Raw genomic sequence first — 21,799 nt, forward strand, 5'->3', positions numbered from 1 at the left:
GACGCATGAAAGCAGGGGCAAAAACGCTCAAACCGAAACGTCAGGAAGAACAGGCCAGCTTTATCAGCTGGCGTTTTGCGTTGCTTTGCGGCTGTATCCTGCTGGCGCTCGGTTTTCTGCTGGGGCGCGTGGCCTGGTTGCAAATTATCGCCCCGGATATGCTGGTTCGTCAGGGGGATATGCGTTCCCTGCGCGTACAGGAGGTCTCGACTTCGCGCGGCATGATCACTGACCGTTCGGGTCGACCGCTGGCGGTGAGCGTACCGGTAAAAGCGATCTGGGCCGATCCGAAAGAGCTCCATGACGCAGGCGGTATTACGCTGGATAACCGCTGGAAAGCGCTGGCTGACGCCCTGAAGATGCCGCTCGATCAGATGGCGGCGCGCGTTAACGCCAACCCGAAAGGACGCTTTATCTATCTGGCGCGCCAGGTTAACCCGGATATGGCCGACTACATCAAAAAGCTGAAGCTGCCGGGGATCCATTTGCGGGAAGAGTCTCGCCGTTACTACCCTTCTGGCGAAGTGACCGCTCACCTTATCGGCTTTACCAACGTCGACAGCCAGGGGATTGAAGGGGTTGAAAAAAGCTTTGATAAGTGGCTGACCGGCCAGCCGGGCGAGCGCGTGGTGCGTAAAGACCGCTATGGTCGCGTGATCGAAGATATCTCTTCCACCGACAGCCAGGCGGCGCACAACCTCGCTCTCAGCATCGACGAACGTCTGCAGGCGCTGGTCTACCGCGAGCTTAATAACGCCGTCGCGTTTAACAAAGCGGAGTCGGGCAGTGCGGTGCTGGTGGATGTTAATACGGGCGAAGTGCTGGCGATGGCCAACAGCCCCTCCTATAACCCGAACAACTTTAGCGGCACGGCGAAGGATGCCATGCGTAACCGCGCCATTACCGACGTGTTTGAGCCGGGTTCCACGGTGAAACCGATGGTGGTGATGACTGCCCTGCAGCGCGGTATCGTCAATGAAAACACCGTGCTCAACACCATTCCTTACCGAATTAACGGCCACGAAATCAAAGACGTGGCGCGCTACAGCGAATTGACCCTTACCGGGGTATTACAGAAGTCGAGTAACGTCGGTGTTTCCAAGCTGGCGTTAGCGATGCCGTCCTCAGCGTTAGTAGAAACTTACTCACGTTTTGGGCTGGGAAAAGCGACCAATTTGGGGTTGGTCGGAGAACGCAGTGGCTTATATCCTCAAAAACAACGGTGGTCTGACATAGAGAGGGCCACCTTCTCTTTCGGCTACGGGCTAATGGTAACGCCGTTACAGTTAGCGCGAGTCTATGCAACGATTGGCAGCTATGGCATCTATCGCCCGCTGTCGATCACCAAAGTTGATCCTCCCGTTCCGGGCGAGCGCATCTTCCCGGAATCCATCGTGCGTACCGTTGTTCACATGATGGAGAGCGTGGCGCTGCCGGGCGGCGGCGGCGTGAAAGCGGCGATTAAAGGCTATCGCATCGCCATTAAGACCGGTACGGCAAAAAAGGTTGGCCCGGATGGTCGCTATATCAACAAATATATTGCTTATACCGCAGGCGTGGCGCCTGCGAGCAATCCGCGTTTTGCGCTGGTGGTCGTCATTAACGATCCGCAGGCGGGTAAATATTACGGTGGCGCCGTCTCCGCGCCGGTGTTTGGTGCCATCATGGGCGGCGTTCTGCGCACCATGAACATTGAACCCGATGCGCTGGCGACGGGCGATAAAAGTGAATTTGTAATTAATCAAGGCGAGGGAACAGGTGGCAGATCGTAATTTGCGCGACCTACTCGCTCCGTGGGTAACCGGGTTACCTGCGCGAGCACTACGCGAGATGGTACTCGACAGCCGGGTGGCTGCATCGGGCGATCTCTTCGTAGCAGTTGTCGGTCATCAGGCGGACGGGCGTCGGTATATCCCGCAGGCGATTGCGCAAGGTGTAGCTGCCGTTATTGCTGAGGCAAAAGATGAAGCAACCGATGGTGAAATCCGTGAGATGCACGGCGTACCGGTCATCTACCTTAGCCAACTGAACGAGCGACTCTCCGCCCTGGCGGGACGCTTCTATCACGAGCCTTCTGACCGGCTGCGCCTGATTGGCGTGACCGGCACCAATGGTAAAACCACGACCACGCAGCTGATTGCGCAGTGGAGCCAGCTGCTGGGCGAGACCAGCGCGGTGATGGGCACCGTGGGCAATGGTCTGCTCGGGAAGGTAAGCCCGACGGAAAATACCACCGGATCTGCGGTGGATGTGCAGCACGTGTTGGCCGGCCTTGTCGGGCAAGGCGCGACGCTGGCCGCTATGGAGGTCTCCTCCCACGGCCTGGTGCAGCATCGAGTGGCGGCGCTCAAATTTGCCGCCTCCGTGTTTACCAATTTAAGCCGCGACCATCTCGACTATCACGGCGATATGGAACACTACGAAGCGGCGAAATGGCAGCTTTATGCCTGTCATAATTTTGGCCAGGCGATTATCAATGCCGACGACGAGGTAGGCAGCCGCTGGCTGGCCAGCCTGCCGGACGCGGTGGCGGTATCGATGAACAACCAGATCAACCCTGACTGTCATGGCCGCTGGCTGAAGGCGACAGGGGTGAACTATCACGACAGCGGCGCGACGATCCGCTTTGCTTCCTCATGGGGCGAGGGCGAAATTGAAAGCCGCCTGATGGGGGCGTTTAACGTCAGCAACCTCCTGCTGGCGCTGGCGACTCTGCTGGCGCTGGGCTATCCGCTGAGCGAACTGCTGAACACCGCCGCGCGTTTGCAGCCGGTGTGTGGACGCATGGAAGTCTTTAGCGCGCCGGGCAAACCGACCGTGGTAGTGGATTACGCCCACACCCCGGACGCGCTGGAAAAAGCGCTGGAAGCGGCGCGTCTGCACTGTACCGGCAAGCTATGGTGTGTCTTTGGCTGCGGCGGCGATCGCGATAAAGGCAAACGTCCGCTCATGGGCGCCATTGCCGAGCAGTTTGCCGATATTCCGGTGGTGACCGATGACAATCCGCGTACCGAAGAGCCGCGCGCCATTATTAACGACATTCTCGCCGGTATGCTGGATGCAGGTCGCGCCCGCGTGGTGGAAGGCCGCGCGGAAGCGGTGACCAGCACCATTATGCAGGCGCATGAAAACGACGTGGTGCTGCTGGCAGGTAAAGGGCATGAAGATTATCAGATCGTGGGCACACGCCGTCTGGATTACTCCGACCGCGTGACCGCCGCACGTCTGCTGGGAGTGGTGGCATGATTAGCGTAACGCTGGGCCAGCTTGCAGGGATCCTGCGCGGGGAGTTGCACGGGCAGGATATCGTCATTGACGAGGTCACCACCGACACCCGAAAAATCACCTCCGGCTGCCTGTTTGTGGCGCTGAAGGGCGAGCGTTTCGACGCACATGATTTTGCCGACAAGGCAAAGGAGAGCGGCGCGGGGGCGCTGCTGGTTAGCCGCAAGCTCGATATCGATCTGCCGCAACTGGTGGTGAGTGATACCCGCCAGGCCTTTGGCGAACTGGCGGCGTGGGTTCGCCAGCAGGTGCCCGCGCGCGTCGTGGCGCTGACCGGCTCCTCGGGTAAAACGTCGGTTAAAGAGATGACCGCCGCCATTCTGAGCCAGTGCGGCAACACGCTCTATACCGCGGGCAATCTGAATAACGACATCGGCGTGCCGATGACGCTGCTGCGCCTGACCAAAGAGTATGAGTACGCCGTCATTGAGCTTGGCGCCAATCACCAGGGCGAAATCGCCTGGACGGTCAGCCTGACGCGTCCTGAGGCGGCGCTGGTTAATAACCTTGCCGCCGCACACCTCGAAGGCTTTGGCTCGCTGGAAGGGGTCGCGAAGGCGAAAGGCGAAATCTATACCGGCCTGCCGGAAAACGGCATCGCCATTATGAACGCCGACAATAACGACTGGCTGAACTGGCAGAGCGTGATCGGTTCGCGCAAAACCTGGCGTTTTTCACCGAACGCGGCCAACAGCGATTTTACGGCGGACAACATTCACGTCACCTCCCACGGTACGGAGTTTACCCTCCGGACCCCGACGGGCGGCATTGACGTGCTGCTGCCGCTACCGGGTCGTCACAATATCGCTAACGCCCTGGCGGCGGCGGCGCTCGCGACGGCGGTGGGCGCTTCGCACGAGGCGATCAAAACCGGTCTGGCAAATTTAAAAGCTGTGCCAGGGCGTCTGTTCCCGATCCCACTGGCTGAAAACAAGCTGTTGCTTGACGACTCCTATAACGCCAACGTGGGCTCGATGACTGCGGCGGTACAGGTACTCTCCGAGATGCCGGGCTACCGCGTGCTGGTGGTCGGCGACATGGCGGAGCTGGGTGATGAGAGCGAAGCGTGTCATATCCAGGTGGGGGAAGCAGCGAAAGCCTCCGGTATCGATTGCGTTCTGAGCACCGGCACGCTGAGTCAGGCCATCAGCCAGGCGAGCGGCGTGGGCGAGCATTTCGCCGATAAAGCAGCCCTGATTACGCGCCTGAAGGCGCTGACAAAAGAACATCAAATTGTGACAGTTTTAGTGAAAGGTTCACGTAGTGCCGCCATGGAAGAGGTAGTACACGCATTACAGGAGAACGGGACATGTTAGTTTGGCTGGCCGAGCATTTGGTCAAATATTATTCCGGCTTTAACGTCTTTTCCTATCTGACGTTTCGCGCCATTGTCAGCCTGCTGACCGCGCTGTTCATCTCCTTGTGGATGGGCCCGCGCATGATTGCCCGTCTGCAAAAACTCGCATTTGGTCAGGTTGTCCGTAACGACGGCCCGGAGTCGCATTTCAGCAAGCGCGGCACCCCGACCATGGGCGGCATTATGATTTTAACCGCCATTGTTGTCTCCGTGCTGCTGTGGGCTTACCCCTCTAACCCGTACGTCTGGTGCGTGCTGGTGGTGCTGGTGGGCTACGGGATCATCGGCTTTGTCGATGATTATCGCAAAGTGGTGCGCAAAGACACCAAAGGGCTGATTGCGCGCTGGAAATATTTCTGGATGTCGGTGATTGCGCTGGGCGTCGCGTTTGCGCTCTATCTCGTCGGAAAAGATACGCCCGCCACCGAACTGGTGGTGCCGTTCTTTAAAGATGTGATGCCGCAGCTCGGCATTTTCTACATTCTGCTGGCCTACTTTGTGATTGTCGGCACCGGCAACGCCGTTAACCTCACTGACGGCCTGGACGGGCTGGCGATTATGCCCACCGTCTTTGTGGCGGGCGGCTTCGCGCTGGTGGCCTGGGCGACCGGCAACATGAATTTTGCCAACTATCTACATATCCCTTACCTGCGCCACGCGGGCGAGCTGGTCATCGTCTGTACCGCCATTGTCGGCGCCGGATTGGGCTTCCTGTGGTTTAACACCTACCCGGCGCAGGTCTTTATGGGTGACGTCGGCTCCCTGGCGCTGGGCGGCGCGCTCGGCATTATCGCCGTGCTGCTGCGCCAGGAGTTCCTGCTGGTGATTATGGGCGGCGTGTTCGTGGTCGAAACCCTGTCGGTTATTCTGCAGGTTGGCTCCTTTAAGCTGCGCGGCCAGCGCATCTTCCGCATGGCGCCGATTCATCACCACTATGAACTGAAAGGCTGGCCGGAGCCGCGCGTCATCGTGCGCTTCTGGATTATTTCGCTGATGCTGGTGCTGATTGGCCTGGCAACGCTGAAGGTACGTTAATGATGGCTGATTACCAGGGCAAAAAAGTCGTTATCATCGGGTTGGGGCTGACCGGCCTCTCCTGCGTGGACTTTTTTCTGGCGCGCGGCGTAACCCCGCGCGTTATGGACACACGCGTGACGCCGCCGGGTCTGGAGAAGCTACCGCCGGAGGTAGACCGCTATCTGGGGGGGCTCAATGATGAGTGGCTGCTGACCGCCGATCTGATTGTCGCCAGTCCCGGCATCGCCCTGGCGCATCCTGCTCTTGGCGCCGCGGCTGAGGCGGGCGTCGAGATTGTGGGGGATATCGAACTCTTCTGTCGTGAAGCGCAGGCACCGGTCATTGCGATTACCGGCTCTAACGGGAAAAGCACCGTCACTACCCTGGTGGGGGAGATGGCGAAGGCGGCAGGCGTCAAGGTCGGCGTGGGCGGTAATATCGGCCTGCCGGCGCTCATGCTGCTGGACCCTTCCCGCGAGCTCTACGTGCTGGAGCTCTCCAGCTTCCAGCTGGAAACCACCTCCAGCCTGCGGGCGGTAGCTGCCACTATTCTTAACGTTACCGAAGATCATATGGATCGCTATCCGCTTGGCCTGCAGCAGTATCGCGCCGCCAAGCTGCGCATCTATGAAAACGCCCGCGTGTGCGTGGTGAACGCCGACGACGCGCTGACTATGCCGGTGCGCGGCGCGGATGAGCGCTGCGTCAGCTTTGGCATCAATATGGGCGACTATCACCTGAACCGCCAGCAAGGGGAGACCTGGCTGCGGGTGAAAGGTGAAAAGGTGCTCAATGTGAAAGAGATGAAGGTCACCGGTCAGCACAACTACACCAACGCGCTGGCCGCGCTGGCGCTGGCGGATGCTGCCGGCCTGCCGCGCGCCACCAGCCTGAAGGCGCTGACCACCTTTACCGGCCTGGCGCACCGTTTCCAGCTGGCGCTGGAGCATAACGGCGTGCGCTGGATTAACGACTCGAAAGCGACCAACGTCGGCAGTACGGAGGCAGCGCTGAACGGCCTGCAGGTCGACGGGACGTTACATCTGCTGCTTGGCGGCGACGGTAAATCCGCCGACTTTTCGCCGCTGGCGCGCTATCTCTCGGGCGATAACATTCGCCTCTACTGCTTTGGCCGCGACGGGGCGGAGCTGGCCGCGCTGCGACCGGAGATTGCAGAACAGACCGGGACCATGGAGCAGGCGATGCGTCTGCTGGCGCCGAAGGTCAGGCCTGGCGATATGGTGCTGCTGTCGCCCGCCTGCGCCAGTCTCGATCAGTTTAAGAATTTCGAACAGCGCGGCGATGAATTTACGCGTCTGGCGAAGGAGTTAGGCTGATGCGCTTCTCTCTCCCTCGCCTGAAGGTACCGCGCCTGCCGGGGTTAGGTATTCTGGTGTGGATCTTTTCGGCGCTGAAGGGCTGGGTGATGGCCTCCCGGGATAAAGATTCCGACAGCCTGATTATGTACGATCGCATGCTGCTCTGGCTGACGCTGGGGCTGGCGGCTATCGGCTTTATCATGGTGACCTCCGCCTCCATGCCGGTTGGTCAACGCCTGGCGAACGATCCCTTCCTGTTCGCCAAGCGTGATGGCATATACATCATTCTGGCGTTCTGTCTGGCGATGATTACGCTGCGTCTGCCGATGGAGTTCTGGCAGCGACACAGTACCGCCATGCTGATCGCCTCGATTGTCATGCTGCTGATTGTGCTGGTGGTGGGTAGCTCCGTTAACGGGGCGTCGCGCTGGATTGCCCTCGGCCCGCTGCGTATCCAGCCAGCGGAATTTACCAAGCTGTCGCTGTTCTGCTACCTCGCCAACTATCTGGTGCGAAAGGTTGACGAGGTGCGTAATAACCTGCGCGGCTTCCTTAAGCCGATGGGGGTTATTCTGGTGCTGGCGGTGCTGCTGCTGGCGCAGCCTGACCTTGGTACAGTGGTGGTGCTGTTTGTCACCACGCTGGCGATGCTGTTTTTGGCCGGTGCGAAGCTGTGGCAGTTTATCGCCATTATCGGCATGGGGATTTCGGCGGTTGTCCTGCTGATTCTGGCGGAACCCTACCGTATTCGCCGCGTGACCTCCTTCTGGAACCCGTGGGAAGATCCCTTCGGCAGCGGCTACCAGCTTACCCAGTCTCTGATGGCCTTCGGTCGCGGTGAGATGTGGGGGCAGGGATTAGGCAATTCGGTGCAAAAACTGGAGTATCTGCCCGAAGCGCACACCGACTTCATCTTCTCCATCATTGGGGAAGAACTGGGTTATATCGGTGTGGTATTGGCGCTTTTAATGGTATTCTTCGTCGCTTTCCGCGCCATGTCGATTGGCCGTAAAGCGCTGGAGATCGATCACCGTTTTTCAGGCTTTTTAGCCTGCTCAATTGGTATCTGGTTTAGCTTCCAGGCGCTGGTTAATGTGGGTGCGGCGGCAGGTATGTTGCCGACCAAAGGCCTGACATTGCCGTTAATCAGTTATGGTGGTTCGAGTCTGCTGATTATGTCGACCGCCATCATGTTGTTGTTACGTATAGATTATGAGACGCGTCTGGAGAAAGCCCAGGCGTTTACACGAGGTTCACGATGAATCAACCGAAGCGGTTAATGGTGATGGCGGGCGGGACCGGCGGACACGTTTTCCCCGGGCTCGCGGTAGCGCACCATTTAATGGATCAGGGCTGGCAGGTACGCTGGCTGGGAACCGCAGACCGCATGGAGGCCGATCTGGTGCCGAAGCATGGGATTGAGATCGACTTTATTCGTATCTCCGGCCTGCGCGGGAAAGGCATAAAAGCGCTGCTGCTGGCCCCGGTGCGTATCTTTAACGCCTGGCGGCAGGCGCGCGCCATTATGAAACGCTTTAAGCCGGATGTGGTGCTGGGCATGGGCGGGTATGTTTCTGGCCCTGGAGGGCTGGCTGCATGGTCGCTGGGGATCCCCGTCGTTCTCCATGAACAAAATGGCATTGCAGGCTTAACCAATAAGTGGCTGGCGAAGATCGCCACTAAAGTGATGCAGGCATTTCCGGGCGCATTTCCCCATGCGGAAGTGGTGGGTAACCCGGTTCGCGTGGATGTGCTGGCGCTGCCTCAGCCTGAAACCCGCCTTATGGGTCGTGAAGGGCCGGTGCGCGTGCTGGTGGTGGGCGGCTCCCAGGGGGCGCGTATTTTAAACCAGACGATGCCGCAGGTTGCGTCAAGACTTGGCGACTCCGTCACCATCTGGCATCAGAGTGGAAAAGGCGCGCAGCAGACGGTGGAGCAGGCTTACGCCGAAGCAGGGCAGCCGCAGCACAAGGTGACCGAGTTTATCGACGACATGGCCGCCGCGTATGACTGGGCCGATGTCGTGGTCTGCCGCTCTGGCGCGCTGACGGTGAGTGAAATTGCCGCCGCCGGTCTGCCCGCGCTGTTTGTGCCGTTCCAGCACAAAGACAGACAGCAGTACTGGAACGCGTTGCCGCTGGAGAAAGCGGGCGCGGCCAAAATATTTGAACAGCCACAGTTTACCGCTGAGGCGGTCGCCACCACCCTGGCGGGCTGGAACAGAGAGACGTTGCTTGAGATGGCGCAGCGCGCTCGCGCCGCCGCTATCCCGGACGCAACGGATCGGGTGGCAAACGAAGTGAGCCTGGCAGCTAAGGCTTAACCCTCGCAGCGCCTGTTGCGCTGCATGAATTTGAAGTATCGATGGCGTTTAGAGAATGAATACACAACAACTGGCGAAACTGCGTTCAATCGTGCCCGAGATGCGTCGCGTCCGGCACATTCACTTCGTTGGCATCGGCGGCGCCGGTATGGGCGGTATTGCCGAAGTTTTAGCGAACGAAGGTTACCAGATCAGCGGTTCCGATCTGGCACCGAACCCGGTTACCCAGCAGTTGGCATCGCTTGGGGCGACCATCTTTTTCAACCATCGCCCGGAAAACGTTCGCGATGCGAGCGTGGTGGTGGTCTCCAGCGCCATCGCCGCCGACAACCCGGAGATTGTAGCCGCGCATGAGGCGCGCATCCCGGTGATCCGTCGCGCGGAGATGCTGGCGGAACTGATGCGTTTTCGCCATGGCATCGCCGTTGCCGGCACGCACGGTAAAACCACGACCACGGCGATGGTCTCCAGCATTTACGCCGAAGCGGGGCTGGATCCCACTTTCGTTAACGGCGGGCTGGTGAAGGCGGCTGGGGTACATGCCCGTCTGGGACATAGCCGTTATCTGATTGCAGAAGCAGATGAAAGTGACGCATCCTTTCTGCACCTGCAACCGATGGTGGCCATTGTGACCAATATCGAAGCCGACCATATGGACACCTATCAGGGCGACTTCGAAAATCTGAAGCAGACGTTTATAAACTTTCTGCACAATCTGCCGTTCTATGGACGCGCGGTGATGTGTGTGGACGATCCGGTGATCCGCGAGCTGCTCCCGCGCGTGGGACGCCAGACAACTACCTACGGCTTCAGCGAAGATGCTGACGTACGCGTGGAAGATTACCGTCAGACTGGCGCGCAGGGTCACTTTACTCTGGCGCGACAGGATAAAGAGCTGCTGCATGTGACGCTCAACGCGCCGGGCCGTCATAATGCGCTGAACGCGGCGGCGGCGGTAGCGGTAGCCACGGAGGAGGGCATCGACGATGAAGCCATCCTGCGCGCGCTGGAGAGCTTCCAGGGAACCGGGCGCCGCTTTGACTTCCTGGGGGAGTTTCCTGTAGAACCGGTAAATGGGAAAAGTGGCAGCGCGATGCTGGTGGATGACTACGGCCACCACCCGACGGAGGTGGATGCCACTATCAAGGCGGCACGCGCGGGCTGGCCGGATAAAAATCTGATTATGCTGTTTCAGCCGCACCGTTTTACCCGTACCCGCGATCTCTACGACGATTTCGCAAACGTTCTGTCTCAGGTGGACTCCCTGCTGATGCTGGATGTCTATGCGGCGGGTGAAGCGCCCATTCCGGGAGCGGACAGCCGGTCGCTGTGCCGTACCATCCGCGGGCGCGGTAAAATCGATCCGATCCTGGTCTCCGATCCGGCTCAGGTTGCTGAAATGCTGGCGCCAGTATTAACGGGTAACGATTTGATTCTGGTGCAAGGCGCGGGAAACATCGGGAAAATCGCCCGCAATCTGGCTGAAATCAAACTGAAGCCCCAAACCACGGAGGAGGCGCGCCATGGCTGATAAAATTGCTGTTCTGGCTGGCGGTACCTCTGCTGAGCGCGAGGTATCGCTTAATTCCGGCGCTGCGGTGTTGGCCGGGCTGCGTGAGGGCGGCGTGGACGCACATCTGGTCGACCCGAAAGAGGTGGATGTCACACGCCTCAAAGAGCAGGGCTTCGATAAAGTCTTTATCGCCCTGCACGGTCGCGGCGGGGAAGATGGCACCCTGCAGGGGCTGCTGGATCTTGTCGGCCTGCCTTACACCGGCAGCGGCGTGATGGCCTCGGCTATCTCCATGGATAAACTTCGCAGCAAACTGCTGTGGCAAGGGGCAGGGCTCCCCGTGGCGCCCTGGGTGGCGCTCACCCGCCGCGAGTTCGAAACAGGCCTTGAAAATAGCGTTAATGAGCGTATTACAGCACTGGGGTTACCGGTTATTGTTAAGCCCAGCCGCGAAGGCTCAAGCGTGGGAATGTCTAAAGTTGACGAGGCTGCGGATTTGCAGGCGGCCTTAGCGCTGGCATTTCAACATGATGAAGAAGTATTGATTGAAAAATGGCTCAGCGGTCCGGAATTTACGGTAGCAATGCTCGGGGAAGAAATTTTACCCTCAATTCGCATTCAACCCGCCGGAACCTTCTATGATTATGAAGCAAAATATCTCTCTGACGAGACGCAATATTTTTGCCCAAGTGGTCTGGAAGCAGCCCGTGAGGCGCAATTGAACGCTCTGGTGCTCAAAGCCTGGTCAGTTTTAGGCTGTCGCGGGTGGGGCCGCATCGACGTGATGCAGGACCGCGACGGGCAATTTTATCTGCTGGAAGCCAATACCTCACCCGGTATGACCAGCCATAGCCTGGTGCCGATGGCGGCGCGTCAGGCGGGCATGAGCTTCTCGCAGCTGGTGGTAAAAATTCTGGAGCAGGCGAGCTGATATGTCTCAGGCTGCGTTGAACACGCGCAACCGCGATGAGGAAGAAGAGCACTCCTCACGGCGGAATAATGGAACGCGACTGGCAGGCATCCTGTTTCTGCTTGGCGTGCTGTGTACCGTGTTTATTAGCGGCTGGATGGTGCTGGGCTGGATGGAAGATGCGCAACGGCTACCGCTGTCAAAACTGGTGGTGACCGGAGAGCGTCACTATACGCGTAACGACGACATCCGCCAGTCTATTCTGGCGCTGGGCTCGCCGGGTACGTTTATGACCCAGGATGTCAACATTATCCAGAGCCAGATCGAACGTCTGCCCTGGATCAAGCAGGCAAGCGTAAGAAAGCAGTGGCCTGATGAATTGAAGATTCATCTGGTTGAATATGTGCCGATAGCGCGATGGAATGATCAGCACATGGTGGACGTTGACGGCAATGCCTTTAGCGTCCCGGCCGATCGCGTGAATAAGCAGAATTTACCCATGCTGTATGGGCCGGAAGGCAGCGAAAACGAAGTGCTGCAAGGTTTCCGGGAGATGGGGCAGGTGCTGGCCAAAGACCGCTTCACGTTAAAAGAGGCGGCCATGACGGCGCGTCGTTCATGGCAACTGACCCTGACGAACGGGATTAAGCTCAACCTTGGCCGGGGTGACACCATGAAGCGTCTGGCGCGTTTTGTAGAACTTTATCCCGTTTTACAACAGCAGGCGCAGACTGACGGCAAGCGGATAAGCTACGTTGATCTGCGCTATGACTCAGGCGCTGCGGTCGGTTGGGAGCCGGCTCCGGTTGAGGAACCTAATCAGCAACAGAATCAGGCACAGGTACAGGCAGAATAACAATGATCAAGTCGACGGACAGAAAACTGGTGGTTGGACTGGAGATTGGCACCGCGAAGGTAGCCGCTTTAGTAGGGGAAGTTCTGCCTGACGGTATGGTCAATATCATTGGCGTGGGCAGCTGCCCGTCCCGTGGTATGGATAAAGGTGGGGTAAACGATCTTGAGTCGGTGGTGAAATGCGTCCAGCGCGCCATCGATCAGGCCGAATTGATGGCGGATTGCCAGATTTCCTCCGTCTATCTGGCGCTTTCTGGTAAACATATTAGCTGTCAGAATGAGATTGGCATGGTGCCCATCTCCGAAGAGGAAGTGACGCAGGAGGACGTGGAAAACGTCGTCCATACTGCGAAGTCCGTACGCGTACGCGACGAACATCGTGTGCTGCATGTTATTCCGCAGGAATATGCGATCGACTATCAGGAAGGAATCAAGAATCCGGTCGGCCTTTCCGGGGTACGCATGCAGGCAAAAGTGCACTTGATCACATGTCACAACGATATGGCGAAAAACATTGTTAAAGCCGTTGAACGTTGTGGCCTGAAAGTTGACCAACTTATTTTTGCAGGGCTGGCCGCAAGCTATTCCGTCCTGACTGAGGACGAACGCGAGCTGGGCGTCTGTGTGGTTGATATCGGCGGTGGTACAATGGATATGGCCGTCTATACCGGCGGCGCGTTGCGCCACACCAAAGTGATCCCTTACGCGGGAAATGTGGTGACCAGCGATATCGCTTACGCCTTCGGTACGCCGCCGAGCGATGCCGAGGCCATTAAGGTGCGCCACGGCTGTGCGCTGGGATCTATCGTCGGCAAAGACGAGAGCGTTGAGGTGCCAAGCGTGGGCGGTCGTCCGCCGCGCAGCCTGCAGCGCCAGACGCTGGCAGAGGTCATTGAGCCGCGTTACACGGAGCTGCTTAACCTCGTCAACGAGGAGCTCTTGCAATTACAGGAACAGCTTCGCCAGCAAGGCGTAAAACATCATCTTGCGGCGGGGATTGTATTAACCGGCGGCGCGGCGCAAATTGAGGGGCTTGCAGCCTGTGCGCAGCGGGTGTTCCATACGCAGGTGCGTATCGGCGCTCCGCTCAATATTACCGGTTTAACGGATTACGCTCAGGAGCCTTATTATTCAACGGCTGTGGGCCTGCTTCACTACGGGAAAGAGTCCCATTTGAGTGGTGAAGCGGAAGTGGAAAAACGCACATCAGTGGGTTCGTGGGTCAAACGAATCAATAACTGGCTGCGAAAAGAATTTTAATTTTTTAAAGAGACCGCACAAAATTAGCGGTTTCAGGCGACAGGCACATACGCAGAATCGGTTAAGATGCGTTGTGGCGGCGACGAAGAGTTCCTTTCACGCTTGCGGATACAGGCAGTGAAGCGAACAGCGGCCGCCATCAAAGGCAGCTTAAAGGATGAAGCGTGAAAACGGAGAGAAACTATGTTTGAACCTATGGAACTGACCAACGACGCGGTGATTAAAGTCATCGGCGTCGGTGGCGGCGGCGGTAATGCCGTAGAACACATGGTGCGCGAGCGCATTGAAGGGGTGGAATTTTTCGCGGTTAACACCGATGCGCAGGCGCTGCGTAAAACGGCGGTAGGCCAGACCATTCAGATCGGCGGTGGCATCACCAAAGGTCTGGGCGCTGGGGCTAACCCGGAAGTCGGCCGTAACGCGGCGGAAGAGGACCGTGAAGCGCTGCGCACCGCGCTGGAAGGCGCGGACATGGTCTTTATCGCAGCGGGCATGGGCGGCGGTACCGGTACGGGTGCGGCGCCGGTGGTGGCTGAAGTGGCGAAAGACCTGGGTATTCTGACTGTTGCGGTCGTGACCAAGCCTTTCAACTTTGAAGGCAAAAAACGTATGGCGTTCGCAGAGCAGGGGATCACTGAGCTCTCCAAGCATGTGGACTCCCTGATCACCATCCCGAACGACAAGCTGCTGAAAGTGCTGGGGCGCGGTATCTCCCTGCTGGACGCGTTTGGCGCGGCTAACGACGTGCTGAAAGGCGCGGTACAGGGCATCGCCGAGCTGATCACCCGTCCGGGTCTGATGAACGTTGACTTCGCTGACGTGCGCACCGTAATGTCCGAAATGGGCTACGCGATGATGGGCTCTGGCGTGGCGAGCGGTGAAGATCGTGCGGAAGAGGCGGCGGAAATGGCTATCTCCTCCCCGCTGCTGGAAGATATCGACCTCTCTGGCGCGCGTGGCGTCCTGGTCAACATCACGGCTGGCTTTGACCTGCGTCTGGACGAGTTTGAAACCGTGGGTAACACCATTCGTGCGTTCGCCTCTGATAACGCGACCGTGGTTATCGGTACCTCTCTGGATCCAGAGATGAACGACGAACTGCGCGTAACCGTTGTGGCCACCGGTATCGGTATGGACAAGCGTCCTGAAATCACCCTGGTGACCAACAAACAGACTCCGCAACCGGCGATCGATCGTTACCAGCAGCACGGTATGTCTCCGCTGAGCCAGGAGCAAAAACCGGCGGCGAAAGTGGTTAACGATAATACGCCGCAAACTGCGAAAGAGCCTGATTATCTTGACATTCCTGCGTTCCTGCGTAAGCAAGCTGATTAAGAATTGGCTGGAATTTGGGGATTTGCGCTCTTTGTGCTAAACTGGCCGCCCGTTAGTGATGTACACTTTCGGTTGGATAAGTAATTTGGCGAGATTATACGATGATCAAACAAAGGACACTTAAACGTATCGTTCAGGCGACGGGTGTCGGTTTACATACCGGCAAGAAAGTCACCCTGACGTTGCGCCCTGCGCCGGCCAATACCGGGGTCATCTATCGTCGCACCGACTTGAATCCACCGGTAGATTTCCCGGCCGATGCCAAATCTGTGCGTGATACTATGCTCTGTACTTGCCTGGTTAATGAGCATGACGTGCGGATTTCTACCGTAGAGCACCTGAACGCCGCCCTGGCGGGTCTGGGTATCGACAACATTATTGTTGAAGTCGATGCGCCGGAAATCCCGATTATGGACGGCAGTGCTGCGCCGTTTGTTTATCTTCTGCTGGATGCAGGCATTGATGAACTGAACTGCGCCAAGAAATTTGTTCGTATCAAAGAGACCGTTCGCGTCGAAGATGGCGACAAGTGGGCCGAATTTAAGCCGTACAATGGTTTTTCGCTGGACTTTACCATCGATTTTAACCATCCGGCCATCGACTCCAGCAGCCAGCGTTACGCGATGAACTTCTCTGCTGATGCGTTTATGCGCCAGATCAGCCGTGCGCGTACCTTCGGTTTCATGCGCGATATCGAATATTTACAGTCCCGTGGCCTGTGCCTGGGCGGTAGCTTCGATTGTGCCATCGTTGTTGACGATTATCGTGTACTGAACGAAGACGGGCTGCGTTTTGAAGACGAATTTGTTCGTCACAAAATGCTGGATGCCATTGGCGACCTGTTCATGTGCGGTCACAATATCATCGGTGCATTTACCGCCTTTAAATCGGGTCATGCATTGAACAACAAATTGTTGCAGGCCGTTCTTGCGAAGCAGGAAGCCTGGGAATATGTGACCTTCGAGGACGAAGCAGAACTGCCGCTGGCATTCAAAGCGCCGAGCATGGTTCTGGCCTGATAGCACACGCTATGTAAATCGACTGGTTAACCTGGTACTCTCTCCGGCCAGGGGAACCAGTCGTTTTTGTATTCTCTGCAGCAATTTCGCCCGCTCTTTCCAGAAGTGTACGTATTCACAACGCGTTCGCTCTATTCTTGACCGTTTTTATCCGTTGCGTTACCTCATTCCTGCTGCTGTTAATTCGCTTTAGTGGTAATATCGACAGGTTAAATACTCTCTTAATGCGAGTCCGTTTGGGCTGATTGCTATGGTGGCTTGGTGAGCGGAATACTGACGCGCTGGCGACAATTAGGCAGACGTTACTTCTGGCCGCATCTCTTACTGGGGATGGTCGCGGCGAGCCTTGGCCTGCCTGCGCTCAATAACAGCGCCGAAGCGGCGACACCCGCAAAAACCACCACTACGAATCAGGATCTCTCCACCCGGGTTAATTTCAGCAACCTCGCGCTGCTGGAGGCAAATCGTCGTCCAAGCTTTACGGTAGATTACTGGCATCAGCACGCTATCCGCGTGGTGATCCGCCACCTCTCTTTTGCTATGGCGCCGCAAGCCATGCCCGTGGCCGAAGCCTCCCTGCCGGTGCAGGTTCATCATCTTGCGCTGCTCAATACCCTTAACGCGCTGCTGACGCAGGAGAGTAAACCGCCGGTCATTGTGCGTCAGGTGACTGCCACTGCGTATATTCCGCGCGCGACCTTTTCTGTCTCCACCTGGTTAAGCCAGGTCCAGGGCATCCGCGCCGGGCCTCAACGCCTCAGCTAAATTAATGGTTTTTCACTTTTTTAATTTATCTGCCCATGAGGGGCGTTTGAGAATTTATCATGCTAATCAAGTTATTAACTAAAGTATTCGGAAGCCGTAACGATCGTACCCTGCGCCGTATGCGCAAAGCGGTCAGCCTCATTAACGCCATGGAACCGGAGATGGAAAAACTCTCCGATGAAGAGCTGAAAGGTAAAACCGCCGAGTTTCGCGCCCGTATCGCGAAAGGCGAGACCGTTGAGAGCCTGATTCCTGAAGCCTTCGCCGTTGTGCGTGAGGCGAGCAAGCGCGTGTTTGGTATGCGTCACTTCGACGTGCAGTTGCTGGGTGGTATGGTCCTGAACGACCGCTGCATCGCCGAGATGCGTACCGGTGAAGGTAAAACCCTCACCGCAACCCTGCCTGCTTACCTCAACGCGCTCTCCGGTAAAGGCGTGCACGTTGTTACCGTCAACGATTATCTGGCCCAGCGTGACGCCGAAAATAACCGTCCGCTGTTCGAATTTCTGGGCATGACCGTCGGCATCAACATGTCCGGCCTGCCGGCGCCAGCGAAGCGTGAGGCCTACAACGCCGACATCACCTACGGTACCAACAACGAATATGGCTTCGACTACCTGCGCGATAACATGGCGTTCAGTCCGGAAGAGCGCGTGCAGCGTAAACTGCACTATGCGCTGGTGGATGAGGTGGACTCCATCCTGATCGACGAAGCGCGTACGCCGCTTATCATTTCTGGTCCGGCGGAGGACAGCTCCGAACTCTATCGCAAGGTCGATAAAATTATTCCGCACCTGCTGCGCCAGGAGAAAGAGGACTCCGACACCTTCCAGGGTGAAGGGCACTTCTCCGTTGACGAAAAAGCGCGTCAGGTTAACCTGACCGAACGCGGTCTGGTGCTGATCGAAGAGCTGCTGGTGAAAGAGGGCATCATGGAAGAGGGCGAGTCGCTCTACTCTCCGAGCAATATTATGCTGATGCACCATGTTACCGCCGCGCTGCGCGCCCATGCGCTCTTTACTCGCGACGTGGATTACATTGTCAAAGATGGCGAAGTGATCATCGTCGATGAGCACACCGGCCGTACCATGCAGGGCCGCCGCTGGTCTGACGGTCTGCACCAGGCGGTGGAGGCGAAAGAGGGCGTTGAGATCCAGAATGAGAACCAGACGCTGGCTTCCATCACCTTCCAGAACTACTTCCGTCTCTACGAGAAACTGGCCGGTATGACCGGTACAGCGGATACCGAGGCGTTCGAATTTAGCTCTATCTATAAGCTGGATACCGTGGTTGTGCCGACCAACCGTCCGATGATCCGTAAGGATATGCCGGACCTGGTCTATATGACCGAAGCGGAAAAAATTCAGGCGATCATCGAAGATATTCGTGAGCGTACCGCGGCGGGCCAGCCGGTGCTGGTAGGTACCATCTCCATTGAAAAGTCGGAAGTGGTCTCTAACGAACTGACGAAAGCGGGCATCAAGCACAACGTGCTGAACGCCAAGTTCCACGCGAAAGAGGCAGACATCGTCGCCCAGGCGGGCTATCCGTCGGCGGTGACCATCGCCACCAACATGGCGGGTCGTGGTACCGATATTATGCTGGGCGGTAGCTGGCAGGCGGAAGTGGCCGCGCTGGAAAACCCGACACCGGAGCAGATTGAAAAGATCAAAGCCGACTGGCAGGTGCGTCACGATGCGGTTCTGGCGGCAGGTGGTCTGCATATCATCGGTACAGAGCGTCATGAATCCCGTCGTATCGATAACCAGCTGCGTGGCCGTGCGGGCCGTCAGGGTGATGCCGGTTCTTCCCGTTTCTACCTCTCCATGGAAGATGCGCTGATGCGTATTTTCGCCTCGGATCGCGTATCGGGCATGATGCGCAAACTGGGTATGAAGCCGGGCGAAGCCATCGAGCACCCGTGGGTGACCAAAGCGATTGCCAACGCGCAGCGCAAAGTAGAGAGCCGCAACTTCGATATTCGTAAGCAGCTGCTGGAATATGACGATGTTGCCAACGACCAGCGTCGCGCAATTTATACCCAGCGTAACGAACTACTGGATGTCTCCGACGTGAGCGAAACCATTAACAGCATTCGTGAAGATGTCTTTAAAGCGACCATTGATGCGCACATTCCGCCGCAGTCGCTGGAAGAGATGTGGGATATCGAAGGGTTGCAGGAGCGTCTGAAAAATGATTTCGATCTGGATCTGCCGATCAAAGAGTGGCTGGATAAAGAGCCGGAGCTGCACGAAGAGACGCTGCGCGAGCGCATCTACTCTACCGCAGTAGAGGTTTACAAGCGTAAAGAAGAGGTGGTTGGCGCTGAAATGATGCGTCACTTCGAAAAAGGGGTGATGCTGCAAACGCTCGACTCCCTGTGGAAAGAGCACCTTGCAGCGATGGACTACCTGCGTCAGGGTATCCACCTGCGCGGCTACGCGCAGAAAGATCCGAAGCAGGAGTACAAGCGTGAATCTTTCGCCATGTTCGCCTCCATGCTGGAGTCGCTGAAGTATGAAGTCATCAGTACCCTGAGCAAGGTTCAGGTGCGTATGCCGGAAGAGGTGGAAGCGATGGAACAGCAGCGCCGCGAAGAGGCGGAGCGTCTGGCGCAGATGCAGCAGCTGAGCCACAAGGATGACGAAACCGCAGCGGCTGAAGCGCTGGCGGCGGAAACGGGCGAGCGCAAGATTGGCCGCAACGATCCGTGCCCGTGCGGTTCCGGTAAAAAATATAAGCAGTGCCATGGCCGTCTGAGCTAAGCACAACGAAAATGAAAAGGCGCAGAACTCTGCGCCTTTTTTATGGGAGTCAGCCTGTGAAAATATTAAACATCGCCGTCGGGATTATTCGCAATCCACTCAATCAGATCTTCATTACCCGGCGCGCCGCCGACGCACATATGGCCAATAAGCTGGAGTTTCCCGGCGGGAAAATCGAAGCGGGGGAAACGCCGGAACAGGCGCTGGTGCGAGAGCTGCAGGAGGAGGTAGGCATCACCCCTTCCGGCGCGACGCTGTTCGAAAAGCTTGAGTATCAGTTCCCCGATCGCCACATTACGCTCTGGTTCTGGCTGGTGGAGAGCTGGGAAGGGGAACCGTGGGGGAAAGAGGGGCAGCCAGGCAGCTGGATGGCGCTGGCTGCGCTGGACGTCGGGCAATTTCCGCCCGCCAACGCCCCCGTTATTGAGAAGCTGAAGCAGCAGTACCCTGCCAGCTAATTATTCTTTCTCTTCGCTCCAGTCGTCGCTCTCTGAGCTGTCGCCCGCGCTGGGAATGCGCTTCTCTTCAGCGGCCCATTCGCCCAGGTCGATAAGCTGGCAGCGTTTAGAGCAGAAGGGGCGCCAGGGGCTGATTTCGGCCCAGACGACGGTTTTCCCGCAGGTAGGGCAGTTTACGGTGGTCACTTCAGACATGATGGCTCCTTAACAGCAGGCCAGTTCGAAATCGAGACGTTCAGGGACGGTCCCGTTTTCACTATCCAGCGGCATAAATCGGATGGCGAAACGGCTCTTATGGCCCGAAATCTGTGGGTAGAGCTGTTCCGTGAGAGAGAGGTGCAGACGCAGGAGATCGGCGTCATCGCCGTTGTCCTGGTAAAAACCGTTCAGGCTGGTTTGCTTACGGAACGGCGCGGAGTTGCGGATCAGATCGAGCACCAGCGTCAGCGACTGGGTCAACGGCTCAAGGCTCGCCAGCCAGCTTTGCACCTGCACGTCGCGCTGGGCCTGCGGCATATGCAGCCAGATATGCAGCGTGGGCAGGTCAAAACCACAGCAGCCACCGGGAATACTCAGGCGCTGGCGAACGAGGCCGATCAGACGGTCTTCACGCAAAAACTGCCCGATACGCGGCGCTGACATTAGCGTGCTGCCGCACTGCTTAAGCTGCTGGCGCAACGCATCGATCCGCGCCCTGTCGACCCCCGGCACTTCGACCCAGGCCTGCAGCTTACGCTGCTGACGATCCAGCTCTTTGAGCAATTCCGTACGTACTTCGCCGCGCTCCAGCACATCCAGCAGATCGCCCGTATTACGGAAAAAATGTAGCGCGGTGGCGTAGGAGTCGACGGGAAGATGGCTGGAAAGCTGCTGAATCAGAAACTCTATGCGCAGCCAGGTACGCATCTTTTCATTAAGCGGGTGCTCGAAGAGAACATAGTTATTCATTACGGTTTTTCCTGTGCTACAGCCTGCGCGGCGTAGGTCAGATAGCGCGCATGCAGGCGGGCAACATCCGATGCGATGGCATCCGGTGCGCCGTTATTTTCAATAACATCATCCGCGACGGCCAGCCGCGATTCGCGCGTGGCCTGAGCGGCAAGGATCTGTTGTGCATGTTCCCGCGACACCTTATCACGGGCCATCGTCCGCTGAATTTGCGTTTCCACTTCCACATCCACCACCAGCACCCGATCCGCTTTGTGGTGGAGCTGATTTTCCACCAGCAACGGAACAACCCACAGCACATACGGGGATGCAGCCTGTGCAATCTGGCGCTGGGTTTCCTGATGGATGATGGGATGAAGCAGCGCGTTAAGCCAGCGCTTTTCCTGCGCATCGTTAAAGATACGCTCGCGCAGTCGCCGCCGGTTGAGCGTGCCGTCAGCGTGAAGAATATCCTCGCCAAAATGCGCTTTGATGGCGTTTAACGCAGCTGTATTTGGTTCTACCACCTGACGCGCAATAATGTCAGCGTCAATTACTGTGACACCCAGACGTGCGAACGCGGTGGCGACGGTGCTTTTCCCACTACCGATACCGCCCGTTAATGCAACGATGTAACCCATTAAACCAGATCCTGGGAATTATTCATTTTTTAAATCAATTGCTTAAAATA

At 57.5% G+C, this 21,799-nt stretch carries 19 protein-coding genes; 16 read left to right on the forward strand and 3 right to left on the reverse strand.

What is annotated here, in order from left to right; all coding sequences use genetic code 11:
* Positions 1–5: 5 nt before the first annotated feature.
* From ftsI to mutT, 16 genes are all read left to right on the forward strand, one after another.
* A complete protein-coding gene (ftsI, locus tag BN3796_RS08740; protein ID WP_061707976.1) occupies positions 6–1,772 on the forward strand; it encodes a peptidoglycan glycosyltransferase FtsI in 1,767 nt (588 codons plus the stop codon).
* Positions 1,759–3,246: a UDP-N-acetylmuramoyl-L-alanyl-D-glutamate--2,6-diaminopimelate ligase gene (murE, locus tag BN3796_RS08745; RefSeq protein ID WP_061707977.1), complete on the forward strand. Its 1,488-nt coding sequence runs from the start codon at positions 1,759–1,761 to the stop codon at positions 3,244–3,246. Before ftsI ends, murE begins: the two co-directional genes overlap by 14 nt.
* On the forward strand, positions 3,243–4,601 hold the full coding sequence (gene murF / locus BN3796_RS08750) for a UDP-N-acetylmuramoyl-tripeptide--D-alanyl-D-alanine ligase (protein ID WP_061707978.1): 1,359 nt from the start codon (positions 3,243–3,245) through the stop codon (positions 4,599–4,601). The genes murE and murF overlap by 4 nt, the downstream gene beginning before the upstream one ends.
* Entirely contained in the window at positions 4,595–5,677 is a 1,083-nt protein-coding gene (mraY, locus tag BN3796_RS08755) for a phospho-N-acetylmuramoyl-pentapeptide-transferase (protein WP_061707979.1), read from the forward strand. Before murF ends, mraY begins: the two co-directional genes overlap by 7 nt.
* Before the next feature lie 2 nt (positions 5,678–5,679).
* Complete coding sequence (gene murD / locus BN3796_RS08760) at positions 5,680–6,996, forward strand: UDP-N-acetylmuramoyl-L-alanine--D-glutamate ligase (RefSeq protein ID WP_061708827.1); 1,317 nt, start codon at positions 5,680–5,682, stop codon at positions 6,994–6,996.
* Positions 6,996–8,240 (forward strand): cell division protein FtsW, encoded by a 1,245-nt coding sequence (gene ftsW, locus BN3796_RS08765; RefSeq protein WP_061707980.1) that lies wholly within the window; start codon positions 6,996–6,998, stop codon positions 8,238–8,240. Before murD ends, ftsW begins: the two co-directional genes overlap by 1 nt.
* On the forward strand, positions 8,237–9,301 hold the full coding sequence (gene murG / locus BN3796_RS08770) for an undecaprenyldiphospho-muramoylpentapeptide beta-N-acetylglucosaminyltransferase (RefSeq protein ID WP_061707981.1): 1,065 nt from the start codon (positions 8,237–8,239) through the stop codon (positions 9,299–9,301). Before ftsW ends, murG begins: the two co-directional genes overlap by 4 nt.
* 55 nt (positions 9,302–9,356) lie before the next feature.
* Positions 9,357–10,832, forward strand: coding sequence for a UDP-N-acetylmuramate--L-alanine ligase (gene murC, locus BN3796_RS08775; protein WP_061707982.1), 1,476 nt, complete (start codon positions 9,357–9,359; stop codon positions 10,830–10,832).
* Positions 10,825–11,745: a D-alanine--D-alanine ligase gene (locus BN3796_RS08780; protein WP_061707983.1), complete on the forward strand. Its 921-nt coding sequence runs from the start codon at positions 10,825–10,827 to the stop codon at positions 11,743–11,745. Before murC ends, BN3796_RS08780 begins: the two co-directional genes overlap by 8 nt.
* 1 nt (position 11,746) lies before the next feature.
* The gene (gene ftsQ, locus BN3796_RS08785) at positions 11,747–12,580 is read left to right on the forward strand and encodes a cell division protein FtsQ (RefSeq protein WP_061707984.1); all 834 of its coding nucleotides are present in this window, start codon (positions 11,747–11,749) and stop codon (positions 12,578–12,580) included.
* 2 nt (positions 12,581–12,582) lie between these two features.
* Positions 12,583–13,839, forward strand: coding sequence for a cell division protein FtsA (gene ftsA, locus BN3796_RS08790; protein ID WP_061707985.1), 1,257 nt, complete (start codon positions 12,583–12,585; stop codon positions 13,837–13,839).
* Between the two features lie 183 nt (positions 13,840–14,022).
* Complete coding sequence (ftsZ, locus tag BN3796_RS08795) at positions 14,023–15,174, forward strand: cell division protein FtsZ (RefSeq protein WP_061707986.1); 1,152 nt, start codon at positions 14,023–14,025, stop codon at positions 15,172–15,174.
* 101 nt (positions 15,175–15,275) lie between these two features.
* Positions 15,276–16,193 (forward strand): UDP-3-O-acyl-N-acetylglucosamine deacetylase, encoded by a 918-nt coding sequence (gene lpxC, locus BN3796_RS08800; RefSeq protein WP_061707987.1) that lies wholly within the window; start codon positions 15,276–15,278, stop codon positions 16,191–16,193.
* Between the two features lie 261 nt (positions 16,194–16,454).
* Positions 16,455–16,958: a secA translation cis-regulator SecM gene (gene secM, locus BN3796_RS08805; RefSeq protein ID WP_061707988.1), complete on the forward strand. Its 504-nt coding sequence runs from the start codon at positions 16,455–16,457 to the stop codon at positions 16,956–16,958.
* 59 nt (positions 16,959–17,017) lie between these two features.
* Complete coding sequence (gene secA, locus BN3796_RS08810; RefSeq protein WP_061707989.1) at positions 17,018–19,723, forward strand: preprotein translocase subunit SecA; 2,706 nt, start codon at positions 17,018–17,020, stop codon at positions 19,721–19,723.
* A 56-nt stretch (positions 19,724–19,779) separates the two neighbouring features.
* On the forward strand, positions 19,780–20,181 hold the full coding sequence (mutT, locus tag BN3796_RS08815) for an 8-oxo-dGTP diphosphatase MutT (RefSeq protein WP_061707990.1): 402 nt from the start codon (positions 19,780–19,782) through the stop codon (positions 20,179–20,181).
* Here mutT and yacG read toward each other — a convergent pair whose 3' ends face one another.
* From yacG to coaE, 3 genes are read right to left on the reverse strand one after another with little or no spacing between them, the layout of a single operon-like run.
* Positions 20,182–20,376, reverse strand: coding sequence for a DNA gyrase inhibitor YacG (gene yacG / locus BN3796_RS08820; RefSeq protein WP_061707991.1), 195 nt, complete (start codon positions 20,374–20,376; stop codon positions 20,182–20,184).
* Between the two features lie 9 nt (positions 20,377–20,385).
* On the reverse strand, positions 20,386–21,129 hold the full coding sequence (zapD, locus tag BN3796_RS08825; RefSeq protein ID WP_061707992.1) for a cell division protein ZapD: 744 nt from the start codon (positions 21,127–21,129) through the stop codon (positions 20,386–20,388).
* Complete coding sequence (coaE, locus tag BN3796_RS08830) at positions 21,129–21,749, reverse strand: dephospho-CoA kinase (protein ID WP_061707993.1); 621 nt, start codon at positions 21,747–21,749, stop codon at positions 21,129–21,131. Before coaE ends, zapD begins: the two co-directional genes overlap by 1 nt.
* Positions 21,750–21,799 lie beyond the last annotated feature (50 nt).

The sequence above is a fragment of the Pseudenterobacter timonensis genome (assembly GCF_900021175.1).
Classification (GTDB): domain Bacteria; phylum Pseudomonadota; class Gammaproteobacteria; order Enterobacterales; family Enterobacteriaceae; genus Enterobacter; species Enterobacter timonensis.

Coding starts and splice junctions, on each gene's coding strand:
- ftsI (WP_061707976.1), top strand. CDS start 6: ATGAAAGCAGGGGCAAAAACGCTCAAACCGAAACGTCAGGAAGAACAG.
- murF (WP_061707978.1), top strand. CDS start 3,243: ATGATTAGCGTAACGCTGGGCCAGCTTGCAGGGATCCTGCGCGGGGAG.
- mraY (WP_061707979.1), top strand. CDS start 4,595: ATGTTAGTTTGGCTGGCCGAGCATTTGGTCAAATATTATTCCGGCTTT.
- murD (WP_061708827.1), top strand. CDS start 5,680: ATGGCTGATTACCAGGGCAAAAAAGTCGTTATCATCGGGTTGGGGCTG.
- ftsW (WP_061707980.1), top strand. CDS start 6,996: ATGCGCTTCTCTCTCCCTCGCCTGAAGGTACCGCGCCTGCCGGGGTTA.
- murG (WP_061707981.1), top strand. CDS start 8,237: ATGAATCAACCGAAGCGGTTAATGGTGATGGCGGGCGGGACCGGCGGA.
- murC (WP_061707982.1), top strand. CDS start 9,357: ATGAATACACAACAACTGGCGAAACTGCGTTCAATCGTGCCCGAGATG.
- BN3796_RS08780 (WP_061707983.1), top strand. CDS start 10,825: ATGGCTGATAAAATTGCTGTTCTGGCTGGCGGTACCTCTGCTGAGCGC.
- ftsQ (WP_061707984.1), top strand. CDS start 11,747: ATGTCTCAGGCTGCGTTGAACACGCGCAACCGCGATGAGGAAGAAGAG.
- ftsA (WP_061707985.1), top strand. CDS start 12,583: ATGATCAAGTCGACGGACAGAAAACTGGTGGTTGGACTGGAGATTGGC.
- ftsZ (WP_061707986.1), top strand. CDS start 14,023: ATGTTTGAACCTATGGAACTGACCAACGACGCGGTGATTAAAGTCATC.
- lpxC (WP_061707987.1), top strand. CDS start 15,276: ATGATCAAACAAAGGACACTTAAACGTATCGTTCAGGCGACGGGTGTC.
- secA (WP_061707989.1), top strand. CDS start 17,018: ATGCTAATCAAGTTATTAACTAAAGTATTCGGAAGCCGTAACGATCGT.
- yacG (WP_061707991.1), bottom strand. CDS start 20,376: ATGTCTGAAGTGACCACCGTAAACTGCCCTACCTGCGGGAAAACCGTC.
- zapD (WP_061707992.1), bottom strand. CDS start 21,129: ATGAATAACTATGTTCTCTTCGAGCACCCGCTTAATGAAAAGATGCGT.
- coaE (WP_061707993.1), bottom strand. CDS start 21,749: ATGGGTTACATCGTTGCATTAACGGGCGGTATCGGTAGTGGGAAAAGC.